The 16446-nt window shown below is 69.2% G+C and carries 13 protein-coding genes; 11 read left to right on the forward strand and 2 right to left on the reverse strand.

The genetic code is table 11. The annotated features are described in order from the left end of the window. The first annotated feature begins 173 nt into the window (after positions 1–173). The 4 genes from C3942_RS03245 (at position 174) to fdxA (ending at position 3418) form a co-directional block, all read left to right on the forward strand. The gene (locus C3942_RS03245; protein ID WP_104228876.1) at positions 174–1079 is read left to right on the forward strand and encodes a L,D-transpeptidase; all 906 of its coding nucleotides are present in this window, start codon (positions 174–176) and stop codon (positions 1077–1079) included. After that, positions 1079–1669 (forward strand): NUDIX hydrolase, encoded by a 591-nt coding sequence (locus C3942_RS03250; RefSeq protein WP_243393501.1) that lies wholly within the window; start codon positions 1079–1081, stop codon positions 1667–1669. The genes C3942_RS03245 and C3942_RS03250 overlap by 1 nt, the downstream gene beginning before the upstream one ends. 137 nt (positions 1670–1806) lie before the next feature. Beyond that, the gene (locus tag C3942_RS03255) at positions 1807–2934 is read left to right on the forward strand and encodes a hypothetical protein (protein WP_104228877.1); all 1128 of its coding nucleotides are present in this window, start codon (positions 1807–1809) and stop codon (positions 2932–2934) included. Between the two features lie 160 nt (positions 2935–3094). Then, on the forward strand, positions 3095–3418 hold the full coding sequence (gene fdxA, locus C3942_RS03260) for a ferredoxin FdxA (RefSeq protein ID WP_104228878.1): 324 nt from the start codon (positions 3095–3097) through the stop codon (positions 3416–3418). A gap of 1006 nt (positions 3419–4424) precedes the next feature. Here fdxA and C3942_RS03265 read toward each other — a convergent pair. Then, a complete protein-coding gene (locus C3942_RS03265) occupies positions 4425–5639 on the reverse strand; it encodes an argininosuccinate synthase (RefSeq protein WP_104228879.1) in 1215 nt (404 codons plus the stop codon). Between the two features lie 154 nt (positions 5640–5793). Here C3942_RS03265 and rnt point away from each other — a divergent pair, with 154 nt between their 5' ends. The 7 genes from rnt (at position 5794) to C3942_RS03300 (ending at position 13733) form a co-directional block, all read left to right on the forward strand. Further along, entirely contained in the window at positions 5794–6474 is a 681-nt protein-coding gene (rnt, locus tag C3942_RS03270) for a ribonuclease T (protein ID WP_104228880.1), read from the forward strand. 113 nt (positions 6475–6587) lie between these two features. Beyond that, positions 6588–8105: a glucan biosynthesis protein G gene (locus C3942_RS03275; RefSeq protein WP_104228881.1), complete on the forward strand. Its 1518-nt coding sequence runs from the start codon at positions 6588–6590 to the stop codon at positions 8103–8105. 15 nt (positions 8106–8120) lie between these two features. Beyond that, the gene (mdoH, locus tag C3942_RS03280; RefSeq protein ID WP_104228882.1) at positions 8121–10640 is read left to right on the forward strand and encodes a glucans biosynthesis glucosyltransferase MdoH; all 2520 of its coding nucleotides are present in this window, start codon (positions 8121–8123) and stop codon (positions 10638–10640) included. Between the two features lie 69 nt (positions 10641–10709). Further along, positions 10710–11498 (forward strand): GNAT family N-acetyltransferase, encoded by a 789-nt coding sequence (locus tag C3942_RS03285; RefSeq protein ID WP_104228883.1) that lies wholly within the window; start codon positions 10710–10712, stop codon positions 11496–11498. Between the two features lie 11 nt (positions 11499–11509). Further along, positions 11510–12283, forward strand: coding sequence for a lysophospholipid acyltransferase family protein (locus C3942_RS03290; RefSeq protein ID WP_104228884.1), 774 nt, complete (start codon positions 11510–11512; stop codon positions 12281–12283). 80 nt (positions 12284–12363) lie between these two features. Then, positions 12364–13329 carry a lipoyl synthase gene (gene lipA / locus C3942_RS03295; protein ID WP_104228885.1) on the forward strand — a complete coding sequence of 322 codons (966 nt, stop codon included), beginning with the start codon at positions 12364–12366 and terminating at the stop codon, positions 13327–13329. An 11-nt stretch (positions 13330–13340) separates the two neighbouring features. Beyond that, entirely contained in the window at positions 13341–13733 is a 393-nt protein-coding gene (locus tag C3942_RS03300; RefSeq protein ID WP_104228886.1) for a hypothetical protein, read from the forward strand. Between the two features lie 73 nt (positions 13734–13806). Here the strand turns inward: C3942_RS03300 and C3942_RS03305 are convergent, their stop codons facing one another. Beyond that, positions 13807–16350, reverse strand: coding sequence for a DUF4394 domain-containing protein (locus C3942_RS03305; protein ID WP_104228887.1), 2544 nt, complete (start codon positions 16348–16350; stop codon positions 13807–13809). Between the last annotated feature and the right edge of the window lie 96 nt (positions 16351–16446).

The following is a 16446-nucleotide window of genomic DNA, read 5'->3' on the forward strand; positions in this document are numbered from 1 at the left end:
TGATTTAGAACACTTTAGTCAGGTGCGCCGAATGTTCCCGCATTTTTCTTTGCAAATCCAGCGATTGATGCGGGTCATGCAGACGGACGATGCGCCCCCGGAGAAGCTTCGGGCAGCCGGACCGGAACCTGCCGGGCTCGACGTTCCGCCGCCACGGCCCTAGCATTGCGGCCATGTCCTCGATCCTACCGACCCTGGCACGCTGGTCTGCCGGTGCCGCCTTGCTGTTCGCCGCGGCCGGTGCCGCCGTGGCCCAGCAGGAGGCGCCCGCGGCGCTGACCCGGGTCGCCGCCGAGGGTCCGATCCAGAGCGCCGACCTCGACGCGGCGCTGGCCGGCCTGCAGGGCCGCCCGCTGGACGAGGCCCTGCTGGAGGAGGCCCGGGCCCTGGTGCAGGACTACTACGGCTGGCTGGAATGGCGCGAGGTGCAGGTCTCCGTGCAGCACAGCGAGGCCGCTCCGGACGAACTGCACCTGCGGATCGAGGCCCAGCCGCCCCCGCCGCCGCCGGAACCTCCGGTGGCCCTGGCGGAACCCGAGACTCCGAAGAAGCGGGCACGCAAGCGCGAGGCCCCGATCCTGGCGAGCGACTACGCCGGCTGGCTGCACTCCCCGGCACGCGTGCTGGTGGACGCCAGCCAGCGCCGGCTCTGGCTCAAGCGCGGCAAGCAGATCGTCAGCTACACCGTGGCGGTGGGCACGGAGCGCACGCCGACGCCGCCGGGTGTCTACCGCGTCGAGCAGATCTCGCACCGCCCCACCTGGTATCCCACGGCCACGATCCGCCGCGACCATGCCGCGCGCGGCATCAAGCTGCCCAGCGCCGTCCCGCCGGGAGCGGGCAACCCGCTGGGAGCCTGGTTCGTGCGCCTGCAGGATTCCATCGGCATCCACGGCACCAACGAGCCCTCCTCCATCGGCCAGGCCAGCAGCTACGGCTGCGTGCGCATGCACGAGCGAGACCTGGAAGAACTGGCGCGCAGCCTGCGGCCCGGCGACCGCGTGCTGATCATCGGCGAGCCTCCGGTCGCCAGCGGCCAGCAGGTCAGCCTGCGCGACACCGGCAGCCCGCATCCGTGATGACGCCCGTCATCAAGTTCTGCAACGTCTGCGGCCACGGCGTGGACCTGCGCGTGCCGCCGGACGATCATCTCGAGCGCCACGTCTGCGGCCACTGCGGCAACATCCAGTACCTCAACCCCAAGGCCATCGTCGGCATCGTGCCGGAGGCCGAGGATGGCCGCGTGCTGATGTGCCGCCGCAACATCGAACCGCGCCTGGGCCTGTGGACCTTTCCCGCCGGCTTCATGGAACTGGGCGAAACCAGCGGCGACGGCGCGGCACGCGAGGCGCGCGAGGAAGCGCAGGCCGAGGTCGAGCCGCTGGAACTGATCGCCGTCATCAACGTGCCCTACGTCAGCCAGGTCTACCTGATCCACCGCGGCCGCCTGCGCGGCACGCATTTCGGACCCACCGCCGAAAGCTCGGAGGTACGGCTGATGAGCGAGGGCGAGATCCCCTGGGACGACATCGCCTTTCCCACGATCTGGCACAGCCTGAAGTTCTTCTTCGAGGACCGCCGCCGCGGCCGCTACGAAACGCACAGCCTCGATCTGAAGTACCGCCCGCGCCCGCCGCAGCGCGCCGAAATCAGCGGCGGCAACATCTAGGCTCCCGCGTCATCCCCCATATCGGGGGCATGCCCCCGATATGGGGGAGAGCCACCGATATGGGTGGAAACAGATCGGCACCGTCTCCGTAAATTTGCCCGCACCCAGACCGGGTGGACCAGTTTCCGGAGAACCTGATGAACAACACGACAAAGGCGACGCTGCGCATGACGGCGCTGGCCGCGATGGTGGCGATGAGCGGGATGATGGCGGGCTGCACCGACGACGATGACGGCGGCCCCGGCGGTTCGGGTGGCGGCGGCGGTGGCGGTGCCGGCGGCTCCGGCGATGCGGTCAGCTTCTCCGGCACCAACGGTCCAGCCTCGGCCGTCTCGCAGGCCCTGTCGCTGTCGAGCTTCGCGGCCCAGGCCGCGGCCGTGGCCGGCAGCATTGCTCCCGCGGCGCCCGCAGCGGCGGCGGAGGCCAAGGCCACGGACGGTCCCTGCACCGAAGGCGGCTCCTTCACCAATCGCGCCAGCAGCAACGGCACCAATCCGAACGTGCCCTTCGAAGGCGCCGCATCCACCCAGTTCAGCCTCGGCGGCGCCGACTTCAGCAACTGCGTGATCGCGGCGTCCTCGGGCAGCAACGGCGGCATCACGGTCGACAGCAAGACGCTCATCAACGGCCCGATCACCAGCGGCTCGGCCAGCGGTCTGGCCTTCGTCTCGATCGGCGACTCCGACAGCAAGACGCTCGACTACGTCATCGACGTGAAGTCCAGCGGCACGGCAGGCGGCCAGTCCTTCAACGCCACCTCCAAGGCCACGCTGAGCCAGTTCTACCGCTTCGACATCAAGTCGATCACCGGCGGCTCCGAGCAGCAGCTGTTCAGCGTCTTCAAGTTCAAAGCCCAATCGACCGGCTCCTCCGGCGGCCAGACCGGCTCCGGCGGCGCGACCGGACTGGTGCGCTACGGCAAGAGCCTGAGCGACCGCTTCAAGTTCGTCAGCAACGCCGAAGGCTTCTCGATGAACGGCAGCTACTTCTACGACCTGACCACCTGCTCGGGTGAAGTCACCGTAGCCACCGAAGAGCCCCTGACGGTCTCCCCCTCGGGCCTGTCGGCCGGCCGCCTCAAGCTGACCGCGGGCGGTCAGTCGGTGACCGTCAGCTACGACAACGGCAGCGTGATCTACAACGAAGGCAAGGCCGACCAGAAGGTCTTCACGGCCCAGGAAGCGGCCCAGGCCGCGTCGTCCAACGTCTGCGCCGGCGCCCTGGGGCTGACCCCGGCCGCCGCGCTGGCCTACCTGCCGCGCTGATCGCCACCGTCGTGCCCGGAAGCCCCGCCCCCGGCGGGGCTTCCCTTTTTTGGCCGCCCCGGGGGCCGCGCCGACCAGTCCGGACGGACGACCCCGCGGGCGTTGCAGTTTCGTTTAAAATACGCCCCCCGATTGTCCCAGCCGCCCTGAAGTAGAAGCCATGACCTTCGTCGTTACCGAAAACTGCATCAAGTGCAAATACACCGACTGCGTGGAAGTCTGCCCGGTCGACTGTTTCCACGAAGGCCCCAATTTCCTGGTGATCGACCCCGAGGAGTGCATCGACTGCACCCTGTGCGAGCCGGAATGCCCGGCCGAAGCCATCTTTGCCGAGGACGACCTGCCCGCCGACCAGGCCCAGTTCAAGCAGATCAACGCCGAGCTGACCAAGATCTGGCCGGTGATCACCGAGAAGAAGGACATGGCCCCCGACGCCAAGGAATGGGACGGCAAGCCGGGCAAGCTGGCCCAGCTCGAGCGCTAGTCCATTCCGGCCCGCGGGCCGACGAACGCGGCGGGCCTCCGGTCCGCCGCGTTTTTTGTTGCCCCATGCCCGCCTGGACCGGCGCCCCCGGAAATTGAAGGACGCCCCGTTCATCGGAGCCGGCGCAGACAAAGAGGAAATTCCTCTCCGATTCCCCGCAAGCATCGGCCCTGTTCCCTTCTTCCTCCGGGAGACGGGTTGGGCAAGGCAAGGGAAACCCGGCAGGCCGGCGAAGAGCCTGTAGGAGCCCGCTTGCCGGCGACGCCGACCTTGTCGCCGGCAAGCGGGCTCCTGCACCGGCGCCGATACGGAAAAAGCCCGCCGGAAGGCGGGCTTTTTCATGCAGCCAGGCAGCGCCTCAGGCCTTGCGGTCGCGCTTGGCGCCGGTACGCAGACGCAGCGCGTTCAGGCAGTTGAAGCCCTCGGCGTCCCTCTGGTTGTGCGGTGCGCAGCCCGGCGAGGGGCCCCATGCCAACAGGCATGGGGATCGACGGCCGCGGAGTCACCGCGGCTTACAACCTCAGGCCTTGCGGTCGCGCTTGGCGCCGGTACGCAGACGCAGCGCGTTCAGGCGGATGAAGCCCTCGGCGTCCTTCTGGTTGTGCGGTGCGCAGCCCGGCGAGGGGCCCCATGCCAACAGGCATGGGGATCGACGGCCGCGGAGTCACCGCGGCTTACAACCTCAGGCCTTGCGGTCGCGCTTGGCGCCGGTACGCAGACGCAGCGCGTTCAGGCGGATGAAGCCCTCGGCGTCCTTCTGGTTGTGCGGTGCGCAGCCCGGCGAGGGGCCCCATGCCAACAGGCATGGGGATCGACGGCCGCGGAGTCACCGCGGCTTACAACCTCAGGCCTTGCGGTCGCGCTTGGCGCCGGTACGCAGACGCAGCGCGTTCAGGCGGATGAAGCCCTCGGCGTCCTTCTGGTTGTGCGGTGCGCAGCCCGGCGAGGGGCCCCATGCCAACAGGCATGGGGATCGACGGCCGCGGAGTCACCGCGGCTTACAACCTCAGGCCTTGCGGTCGCGCTTGGCGCCGGTACGCAGACGCAGCGCGTTCAGGCGGATGAAGCCCTCGGCGTCCTTCTGGTTGTAAGCCCCCTTGTCGTCCTCGAACGTGGCCACGCGGGCGTCGAACAGGGAGTCCTTGGAACGGCGGCCGGCGTTGTAGACGTTGCCCTTGTACAGCTTCAGGCGCACTTCGCCGTTGACCTTCTCCTGGGTGTTGTCGATCAGGGCCTGCAGGGCCAGGCGCTCCGGGCTGAACCAGTAGCCGTTGTAGATCAGCTTGGCGTAGCGCGGCATCAGCTCGTCCTTCAGATGGGCCTGCTCGCGGTCGAGGCAGAGGCTCTCGATGGCGCGGTGGGCCTTGAGCAGGATCGTGCCGCCCGGGGTCTCGTAGCAGCCGCGCGACTTCATGCCGACATAGCGGTTCTCGACGATGTCGAGGCGGCCGATGCCGTGCTTGCCGCCCAGTTCGTTGAGCGTGGCCAGGATCTTGTAGGCCTTCATGCGCTTGCCGTTGACGGCCACCGCATCGCCCTTCTCGAACTTGATGGTGATGATCTCCGGGGTGTTCGGCGCGTCCTCGGGGTTCTTGGTCCAGCGCCAGATGGAGTCATCCGGCACCCACCAGGGATCTTCCAGGCCGCCGCCCTCGTAGGAGATGTGCAGGGCATTGGCGTCCATCGAATAGGGCGAGCCGCCGCCCTTCTTCTTGGTGATGGGGATCTTGTGCTTGGCGGCGTAGGCCAGCAGGGTCTCGCGGGAGGTCAGGTCCCACTCGCGCCAGGGCGCGATGACCTTGATGTTCGGATTGAAGTGGTAGGCGCCCAGCTCGAAGCGCACCTGGTCGTTGCCCTTTCCCGTGGCGCCGTGGGCGATGGCGTCGCAGCCGGTCTTCTCGGCGATCTCCATCAGGCGCTTGGCGATCAGCGGACGGGCGATGGAGGTGCCGAGCAGGTATTCGCCCTCGTAGATCGCGTTGGCGCGGAACATCGGGAACACGAAGTCCCGCACGAACTCCTCGCGCAGGTCGTCGATGAAGATTTCCTTGACGCCGAGGGCCTTGGCCTTGGGGCGCACGTGGTCCAGTTCCTCGCCCTGGCCGATGTCGGCGGTGAAGGTCACCACCTCGCAGTTGTAGGTGTCCTGCAGCCACTTGAGGATGACGGAGGTATCCAGCCCGCCTGAATAGGCGAGCGCGACTTTGCGCACGTTGCTCATGGTTTTCTTGAACCGGGGTCAGAGGAAAAAGCGCGCGGATTTTGCCTGAAACGCCGGCGGCCCGCATGCGCGGCCCCACGGCAGGCCCGGAATCGGGGAAAATACCGGGCCGCGCGCCCCAAGGGGCCGCGCACGCCGCCATCCGGAACCCGCCTTGAACGACCAGACCGCCCCCGCCCCTGCCCCTCGGCCGCCCAAGCTCGGCCACCGCTTCCGCGGCTTCCTGCCCGTGGTGGTGGACGTGGAGACCGGCGGATTCAACGCCCAGACCGACGCCCTGCTGGAGATCGCCGCAGTGATCCTGGGGGTGGACGAGAACGGCGACCTGGTGCGCCGCCAGACCGTGTTCTCGCACGTGACCCCCTTCCCGGGAGCCAACCTGGAAAAGGCCTCGATGGAGATCAACGGCATCAAGGTCGACAACCCGCTGCGCCTGGCGCGGCCGGAGGCCGAGGCCCTGGCCCATATCTTCAAGCCGATCCGCCAAGCGGTCTCGGAGAACGGCTGCACCCGCGCCATCCTGGTCGGCCACAACGCCCATTTCGACCTGGGCTTCCTCAACGCCGCCATCGCCCGCACCGGCATCAAGCGCAGCCCCTTCCACCCCTTCTCGGCCTTCGACACCGTGACCCTGGCCGGCGCCATGCTCGGCCAGACCGTGCTGGCGCGCTCGCTGCAGGTGGCGGGCCTGGGCCACGACCAGAGCGAGGCGCACTCGGCGATCTACGACGCCGAGAAGACCGCCGACCTGTTCTGCCTGCTGGTCAACCGCCTCAAGGGCCTGATGCCCGCCGACGACGGCGGCGCCCCCGAGGACGCCGGGGAGCCGGCGTGAACCGCTCCCTGCCGTGCCGGGCCGTGTTCAGCCCGGAGCAAGGCCTTGCCCTGCAAGCTCCTGCGTTCTTTTAGAATCGCGCGCAAAACCCGCATTCCAGCCCGCCCGCCCTGATGCCGACCCTGTCCCGCTGCCTGCTGACGATGCTCCTCGCCCTGGCGCTGGCCGGCCCGGCGCAGGCCTTCAGCTTCAATGACGTCACCCGGCGCGCGCAGGCCCTGTCCGAGCGCTCCTACGAGAAGCCGGACACCCGGCTGCCCAAGGAGCTGGCCGACCTCGGCTACGACCAGTACCGCGACATCCGCTTCCGCCAGGACCAGTCGCTGTGGCGCAAGGCCAAGCTGCCCTTCGAGCTGCAGTTCTTCCATCCGGGCCTGTATTACAACCAGGAAGTGAAGATCAACCTGATCACGGCGCAGGGCGTCACGCCGTTCCGCTTCAACCCGGACTATTTCGACTACGGCCGCAACAACGTCGACCGGGCAAAGTTCAAGGACCTGGGCTACGCCGGCTTCCGCGCGCACTTCGCGCTGAACTCCAAGGCCTACAAGGACGAGCTGATCGTCTTCCTCGGCGCCAGCTACTTCCGCGCCCTGGGCAAGGGACAGCGCTATGGCCTGTCGGCCCGCGCGCTGGCGGTCGACACCGGCCTGATGTCGGGCGAGGAGTTCCCCCACTTCAACGAATTCTGGGTGCAGGCGCCGAAGGCCGGCGACCAGGAACTGCTGATCTACGCCCTGCTGGATTCCAAGCGCCTGTCCGGTGCCTACCAGTTCCGCATCAAGCCCGGCGACACCACCCAGATCGAGGTGAAGAGCCGCGTCTACCTGCGCGAGGAGGTCGGCAAGCTGGGCGTGGCGCCCCTGACCAGCATGTACCTGTTCGGCGAGAACCAGCCGAACCAGAACGCCGACTACCGCCCCGAGGTCCACGACTCCGACGGGCTGCTGGTGCAGACCGACAAGGAGTGGCTGTGGCGGCCGCTGTCCAACCCGCGGCGCCTGCTCATCACCTCCTTCAGCACCTCCGGTCCCAAGGGCTACGGCCTGATGCAGCGCGACCGCGACTTCCGCCGCTACGAGGACCTGGAGGCACACTACGAGCAGCGCCCCAGCGCCTGGGTGGAACCCCGGGGCAACTGGGGGCCCGGACGGGTCGAACTGGTACAGATTCCGACGCCCGACGAGACCAACGACAACATCGTGGCCTACTGGGTGCCGGAACAGCTGCCCTCGCCGGGCAAGCCGCTGGACCTGGAGTACACGCTGCACTGGCAGAAGAACAAGGAAACCCGGCCGGAGGGCCTGGCCCGGGTGGTGCAATCGCGCTTCGGCCACGGCCTGACCCGCGGCCCCGACGACAGCGTCCGCTTCCATATCGATTTCGAGGGGGGTGCCCTGCCGGACCTGCCGGACGACGCCAAGCTGGTCGGCGGCATCTGGGTGGGCGACAACGGCGAACTGCTGGAGCGCCAGACCTACCGCAACGGCGTCACCGGCGGCTGGCGCATCAGCCTGCGCGTCAAGCGCCAGGACCCGGAGAAACCCCTGGAGATGCGGGCCGTGCTGCGCAACGACAAGGACACGCTCTCCGAGACCTGGAGCTACATCCTGCCCGGCGAGCCGAAGTAGGGACGGGATCGATCCGTGAGCTCCGCCGAGCCCCTGCGCGCCCGAGTCGACGACTACCTCGCCCGCCTGCCGCTGGAACCGGCGCAGGCGGAACTGCTGCGCACCCGCGCCGACGCCCTGCTGCGGCGCCACCCCACCCCGGACGCCGCGGCGGTCTTCAGCGAGCTGCACGAGGCCCTGGGCGGCGAAACCCCGCCGCAGGACGCTCCGTCGCTGGCCTCGCTGGAGGCGCGGCTGCAGCGCCTGGGCGCCGGCCATCCCCGGCGCGGCGACGAAGCCCTGGAGCACGCCTTCCAGCATGACCGCCAGGGCCGCGTGCGCCTGGTGTCGACGCCGCCGATGCGGCGCGCCTCGATGGTGCCGCGCCCCTGGGACCGCAACCCGCTGCGGCGCCTCTGGCACTGGCTGGGCGACCGCCTCGGCCGCGAGCGGCCGCACCTGCAGTCGCGCGATGAACCGCTGGTGCCGGATTCGCCGGTGACCCAGGCCCCCTGGCGCAATGCCGGCCGCAACCGCCGCCTGCTGCTGCTGGCCCTGGTGCTGGCCCAGACCTATGTCGCCAGCTACTTCATGATGGCGGTGCTGCCCTATCACGGCCGCCATTACCTGGAGATGGCGCTGCTGGCGGTCTACGCCGTGCTGTTCGCCTGGATCTCCGCCGGGTTCTGGACCGCGATGATGGGCTTCTGGGTGCTGCTGTGGGGCCGCGACAAGTACGCGATCTCGGCCAGCGCCGCGCCGGACGCACCGCTGCCGCCCAAGTCGCGCACGGCGATCCTGGTGCCGATCTGCAACGAGGACGTGGTGCGGGTCTTCGCCGGCCTGCGCGCCACCTATGACTCGCTGGCCCGGGCCGGGGTGCGCGAGCACTTCGACTTCTACATCCTCAGCGACACCTCCAAGGCCGACGTGCGCGTCGCCGAGCTGGACGCCTGGCTCAGGCTCTGCCGCGAGGTGGACGGCTTCGGCCACATCTTCTACCGCCTGCGCCGCCACCGCATCAAGAAGAAGGCGGGCAACGTCGCCGACTGGTGCCGCCGCTGGGGCAGCCTGTACCGCTACATGGTCATCCTGGACGCCGACAGCGTGATGTCCGGCGACTGCCTCAGGCGCCTGGTGCAGCTGATGGAAGCCAATCCCGGCGCCGGCATCATCCAGACCGCGCCTCGCGCCGCCGGACGCGAGACGCTGTATGCGCGCATCCAGCAGTTCGCCACCCGCGTCTACGGCCCGCTGTTCACCTCGGGCCTGCATTTCTGGCAGCTGGGCGAAAGCCACTACTGGGGCCACAACGCCATCATCCGCGTGGCGCCGTTCATGAAGCATTGCGCCCTCGGCAGCCTGCCGGGCAAGGGCGCCCTGTCGGGCGCGATCATGTCGCACGACTTCGTCGAGGCGGCCCTGATGCGCCGCGCCGGCTGGTCGGTATGGATCGCCTACGACCTGCCGGGCTCCTTCGAGGAAATGCCCCCCGCCCTGCTCGACGAACTCAAGCGCGACCAGCGCTGGTGCCAGGGCAACCTGCAGAACTTCCGCCTGTTCTTCACCTCGGGCCTGCACCCGGCGCACCGCGCGGTGTTCATGACCGGCGTGATGGCCTACCTGTCGGCGCCGCTGTGGTTCCTGCTGCTGATCCTGTCCACCGCCGCATTGGCCATGAGCGTGCACGTGGAGCCGCAGTACTTCACCGAGCCCTACCAGCTGTTCCCCAACTGGCCGGAATGGCATCCGGAATGGGCCCTGCGCCTGTTCGGCGCCACCATGACCCTGCTGTTCCTGCCCAAGATCCTCAGCGCCGTGCTGATCCTGTTCCGGCGCCAGGACCTGAAGCTGCACGGCGGCCCCGGCCGCCTCGGCGCCAGCCTGCTGCTGGAGATGCTGTTCTCCGCCGTGCTGGCGCCGGTGCGCATGCTGTTCCACACCCGCTACGTGCTGGGGGCCCTGCTGGGCTTCGCCGTGCAGTGGAAGTCGCCGCCGCGCGACGATGCCGCCACGCCCTGGAGCGAGGCCATCAGGCGGCATGGCCTGGGCACGCTGCTGGGCCTGGGCTGGGGCGCCTACGTCTACACCCTGGACAAGGACTTCCTGTGGTGGCTGCTGCCGGTGGTCGGCAGCCTGGTGATCGCGATCCCGGTCTCGGTCTGGAGCTCGCGCTCCGGCATCGGCCGCTGGTTCCGCCAGCGCCGCCTGTTCCTGATCCCGGAAGAGTCCTTCCCGCCGCGGGAACTGCGCTGGCTGCGCGCGGGCCTGCGCCGCAACGGCGCCGAGCCGCCGGATTTCCGCCTGGCGGTGACCGATCCGCTGGTCAACGCCCTGTCCTGCGCCTTCGGCATGCCGCGCGAGATGCAGCCGGAGGAGATGCGGCGCCACCGCGGCCTGCTCGTGCAAAAAGCACTGGCCCGCGGCCCGTCCGGCCTGAACGATGCCGAACGCAACTTGTTGCTGTCCGACCCGGTCTCTCTATCGCGCCTGCACGGTCTGGCATGGACCGCGCCGGAGGCATCGCCGGAATGGACTCCAGCGTCACCGAACTGACATGACGCCGTAATACGGCTTCAACGCGCGGTTCATAGAGTTCGCTCCGTCAAAATAGGAGCGAACGGAATGTCCGCAATCATGGAAGGCGACCTCCCGCGCAAGCCGCGCTTCGAGCTGGGCTTCGCGGAGACCGCAGAGGAAGTGCTGGAAACCCAGCAGCTGCGCTATCGCATCTTCGCCGGCGAGCTCGGCGCGCAGATCGACAGCGGCGCCGAAGGCGTCGACCGTGACCAGTACGATCCGTACTGCCGTCATCTGTACGTCCGCGAACTGGAATCCGGCCGCATCATCGCCTGCACCCGCATCCTCACCGACGAGCGCGCGGCCCTGGCCGGCGGCTTCTACTCGGCCGGCGAGTTCGACCTGGACATGATCAACAGCCTGCCGGGCCGCGTCATGGAGATCGGCCGCACCTGCGTGGATGCCGACTACCGCAGCGGCGCGGTGATCGCGACCCTGTGGCAGGGCATCGCCGCCTACATCACCAACGAGGGCTACGACTACCTGTTCGGCTGCGCCTCGATCGGCCTGGAGGACGGCGGCGCCACCGCGCACGCGATCCTCGACCAGATCCGCGGCAAGTACCTGGCCCCCGCCGGCCAGCACGTGCGCCCCTACGTCACGCTGCCGGCCGCCGACGCCCGTCCCACCGAGAAGCCGAAGCTGCCGCCGCTGCTCAAGGCCTACCTCAGCCTGGGCGCCAAGGCTTGCGGCGAGCCCTACTGGGACCAGGACTTCAACTGCGCCGACGTGTTCATGCTGCTGAACGTGTCGGACCTGCACCCGCGCTACGCGCGCCACTTCCTCGGCAAGAGCGCCGAGGAGACCGCGCCGCTCGCGGCGGGCCACGCCTGAGGCGCCGTCGCATGAACGCGGCGATCGCCTGGCTGCGCGGCCTGCGCCTGGTCATCCACCTCGCGGTGGGCCTGGTGCTGGCGGCAGCCGTGCGCATCGACCTGACGCGCCGCCTCAGCGGCCCGCGCCTGATGCACTGGTGGACAGGGATGCTGCTGGAGATCCTCAACATCCGCCTGTTCGTCAGCGGACAGCCGGCCACGGGCGCGCGCTTCACCGTGGCCAACCACGTCTCCTGGCTCGACATCCCGCTGATCGGCGCCTGCGAGCCCACGCACTTCCTGTCCAAATCCGAGGTCCGCGACTGGCCGGTCGCCGGCATGCTGGCCAATGCCTCCGGCACCTTCTACATCCGCCGCGGCAAGGGCGGCGCCCGCCCCTTGCTGAACCAGCTGGTGCCGCACCTGCAGGCCGGCGGCAACATCACCGTCTTCCCCGAGGGCACCACCAGCGACGGCCGCGGCGTGCTGCCCTTCCACCCCCGGCTGTTCGGTGCCGCCATCGAAGCCGGCTGCCCGGTGCAGCCGGTGGCGATCCGCTACGGCCTCGGCCCGGATGGGGCCGCCGTCGCCCCCTTCATCGGCGACGACGACCTGGTGAGCCACATCCTGCGCATCCTGCGCACCCCGGAACTGGTGGCCGAGGTGACCTACTGCCGGCCGATTGCGCCGCAGGGCCAGGACCGCGACAGCCTCTGCGCTGCCGCCCAGGCCGCGGTGAGCGGCCGCGTCAGCCCGGGCCTGCCGCTGGCGGAACTGCCCCTGGAAGAACCTGCCGTAGCCTGAAAGGGGCCAGGATCGCCGGGATGGGCCGCCCCCGGCCCAAAGGACTGTAAAATAGGCCTCAGGTCCGTCCCCGAGCGCCCATGAGCACCACGCCTCCCCCCGCAGTGAAACCCATCGTCCAGGGCGAGAAGCTGCGCGGCGCCGACAAGATGGCGCGCATCCCGGTCAAGATCGAGGCCTCCACCACCCTGCTGCGCAAGCCGGAATGGATCCGCGCCAAGCTGGGCGAGTCCGAGGAAGTGGCTCGGGTCAAGAAGGCCCTGCGCGACAATGACCTGCACACGGTCTGCGAGGAAGCCAGCTGCCCCAACCTGGGCGAGTGCTTCGGCAAGGGCACGGCCACCTTCATGATCATGGGCGCCATCTGCACGCGGCGCTGCCCGTTCTGCGATGTCGCCCACGGCCGCCCCAACCCCCTGGACCCGGACGAGCCGCTGAAGCTGGCCCGGACCATCCGCGACATGCGCCTGCGCTACGCGGTCATCACCAGCGTCGACCGCGACGACCTCAAGGACGGCGGCGCCGCCCACTTCGCCGCCTGCATCCGCGAGAGCCGCGCGCTGTCGCCGACGCTGCAGATCGAGGTGCTGGTGCCCGATTTCCGCGGCCGCATGGACCCGGCCCTGGCGATCTTCAAGGACACGCCGCCGGACGTCTTCAACCACAACCTCGAGACCGTGCCGCGCCTCTACAAGCAGGCCCGTCCCGGCTCCGACTACGAGTGGTCGCTGGACCTGCTGGAACGCTTCAAGGGCCTGCATCCCGAAGTGCCGACCAAGTCCGGCCTGATGCTGGGCCTGGGCGAGGAGATCGAGGAGATCGAACAGGTCATGCGCGACCTGCGCGCCCACAACGTCGACATGCTGACCCTGGGCCAGTACCTGCAGCCCTCGCGCAACCACCTGCCGGTGGCCCGCTACGTGCACCCCACCGAATTCGAGCGCCTGCGCGTGATCGGCGAGCAGATGGGTTTCAAGCACGTCGCCAGCGGCCCGATGGTGCGCAGCAGCTACCACGCCGACCAGCAGGCCCACGGCGTCATCTGAAGCGGTTCTCCATGGATATCGAAGACAGCCACGTCGAGAAGTTTGCCGCCGTCTGCGCCGAGGCGATCCTCACCTACCTGGACTCCGGCGAACCGCAGTGGGTCACCTGGGACGGCCACTCGCACCGTTTCGACTTCCTGTCGGTGGAGCTCGACCCGCCGATCCTGCCCGTGGTGGTCAGCATCGAGGAAGGCTGGGACCAGATCGGCGACATCGGCGAGATCACCGACCCGAACCACGAGCATTTCGACGCCGACGCCCTGCGCGACGCCATCGTCCACCTGCTGGTGGAGGAAGGCGTGGGCGAACGCATCCTCAAGCGCTTCCTGGCCAAGCTCGACAAGCTGGAGCAGGACCTGGACGAAGACCAGGACGAAGGCTCGCCGGGACCGGACGAGGATTGATCGTCCGCGGCCGGGCGCCGGGGTGAAAAAAAGGGGCCGGCATCCGCCGGCCCCTTCGTCCTTGCCGCTCCGCCTACTGGACCCGCAAAGCGATGCTGCGCACCGCCGCGCCGCCGGTGGCGACGTTGCCGAGCGAGCTTGCCGCGCCGGTGCCGAGGTTGACGCGCACCAGGGTCGACAGACCACCACCCGAGGGCTGCAGCGCCGCCAGGGCGTAGCCATTGCGCCCGCCGACGATGTCCATGTCGCCCAGCTGGCTCAGCGGCGGCGTGACCACGCCCAGCGGACCCACCGTGGTGACCACGCCGCAGTTCGGGTTGCCGGCGTCCGGCATGGCCGGGGCCATCGGCATGCAGGCGCCGCCGGTAGCCGGGTCGGCGCCCACCCGCACCAGTGCGCCGCTGGCCGCGTCGATGCCGTACAGGGCCGTCGCCGTGGTACCCACGAAGCTGTTGGTGTAGGCCGCCGCCATCAAGCCCGTGGTCGCACCGCTGATGGGGCTGTCGACCGTCACGCCATTGGCCGCATCCACGTTGATGCGCAGGTTCTGGCCGCTGGTGGTGATCAGGCGCAGCAGGTCCGGCACCGGGTTGAAGTCCAGGGCCGTGCCGCCGCTCAACGTCACGTCCGCGCCCGCCGCCGTCTTCAGCACGCGGCCATTGCTGGCCGCGCCCGTCGCGGGGTTGATGTCGTACAGGCGGTTCTGGTTGCTGACGCCGACCAGCTGGCGGTTGCGCTGGGCGTTGCCCGTCACGCGGAAGTCGATGTCGAGCAGCGACTCGCCGCCGGCCAGGCCGGTGATCGCCACCGGTGCCGAGGGCGTGCCCGCGGCAGACGGCAGGAAACTGACCAGGTCGGTGCCGTTCTCCAGCAGCGCGAACACGGTGACCGATGCCCCCGGCAACGCCGCAGGCACCAGGGCCAAGCCACGCACCCGTTCACCGCCGCCGATGGTGCGGGATGCCGCCGTCGCGCTCAGGTCTGCCGCGCCGGTGGCCAGATTCACCGGGTAGAGCTGGGAGCTGCCCGCGCCGGAGATGGAACCCACGACCCAGGCTGCGCCATTGGCACCGTCGATCTCCATCGCGGAAACCGCCTCCAGATCCACGCCGAGCGCTCCCCCGACGTCGGATACCACGCCGCAGTTCGGGTTGCCGGCGTCCGGCACGGCCGGGGCCATCGGCCTGCAGGAGCCGCCGCTGGCGGGATCGCTGCCGATCCGCACCAGCCGGCCACGGCGGGTGTCCACGCCGAACAGCGTGGTGCTGGCGCCGCTGTTCAGGTTCTCGGCGGCGCTGCGCAGGCTGTTGCTGTAGGCCACCGCGGTGACGTCGGCCGTGCTGGCGCCGGACAACGGCTCGTCGGTCGTCACGTTGGGGGTGATGCCCGCTCGCGGATCGATGCGCAGGTTCACGCCGTTGGCGGCCACCACGCGCAGGCGATCCGGCACCGGATTGAAGTCCATGCCGAAGGAACTGCCCGCCGGCAGGGCCGTGCTGAGCACCACGCGCTCGGTGGCGGCACCGGTATCCGGGTCGATCACCACCAGGCGGCTCGCGTCGGTCAGGCCGTAGAGCTCGCCGGTGGCCGGTCGCGTGTCGATCCCCACGACGCTCTCGGCGGTGTTCAGGCCGGTCACGGCGGTCGGCGCGGTGCAGAGCTTGGCCGGAGAACCTCGGTTGAAGCTCACCAGCTTGTTGCTCTCCGTCAGAGCGACCAGTTCGCCGCGCGCCTGCCTGGTCGGGGAAGCCGCCACCGGGCTGGCCAGCGCCACGATCTGCTCGCCGGCATTCACGGCCACCGGGCCGATGGCGGTGGCCGCGCCGGTGGCGAGATTGATGGTATGGAAGGTGGGAACCCCGCCGATGCCGAGCACCGCGACGGCGCTGTTGGCCGGAAGCCCATCGACCGCCGTGCCGGTGAGCACGTCGAAGCCATTGACCGCCCCCGGCGCAGCCAGGCCCAGGCTGCCCACCGTGAATACCGTGCCCGCATTGGGATCGGCCGAGGTCAGCAAGGTACCGGTGGAACTGTTGATGTAGTAGATCGTCGTGCGGCAGGCTTCCTTGAAGCTCATGGTGTAGGCGGTGGCCGTGATGCCGGAGACATCTGCCGTCGTGGCCGTGCGGCGATCCGGCTTCAGCGTACCGTCGACCGTGGTGGTGCCGTCCGCCACATTGATGCGCAGATTCTGCCCCGTGTTGCTGACCACGCGCAGGCGGTCCGGTACCGGGTTGAAATCCACGCCGAAGTCGGTGGCAGCGGCGTCCAGGGTCACGCTGAGGGTGACGGGTGCCGAGGCCACGCCGGTTTCCGGATCGAGGCGCAGGACGCGGCTCGCGCTGGTCACCGCGTAGAGGTTTCCGTCGGCAGGGCGGAAGTCGGCGCCGACGATGCGTTCGCCGCCCGCCAGGCCGGTGATGGTTCTCTGGGTACGCACGGAGCCCGGTGTCGCACGATTGAAGCTGAGGACACGCTGGCCCGCGGCGCTGGAGGTGACCACGAAGGTGTCGCCTGGCGTCGCGCCAATGAACTCATCGTCGCTGCTGCAGGCCGCCAGGCCTGTCATGGCCGTCAGCAGCAAGCCGGCGCGCCAGGTGAATCCGCTGTTCTGCATAGTTCCCTCCGGTGAACCCGACGGAACCGCGCTGCCCAGGGCGGACAGGCGGGTCGGATACCGGGGGTACGCGCAGGCGGCGGCGCCGGATGCACT

This window comes from Solimonas fluminis, from assembly GCF_002930645.1.
Taxonomy (GTDB): domain Bacteria; phylum Pseudomonadota; class Gammaproteobacteria; order Nevskiales; family Nevskiaceae; genus Solimonas_A; species Solimonas_A fluminis.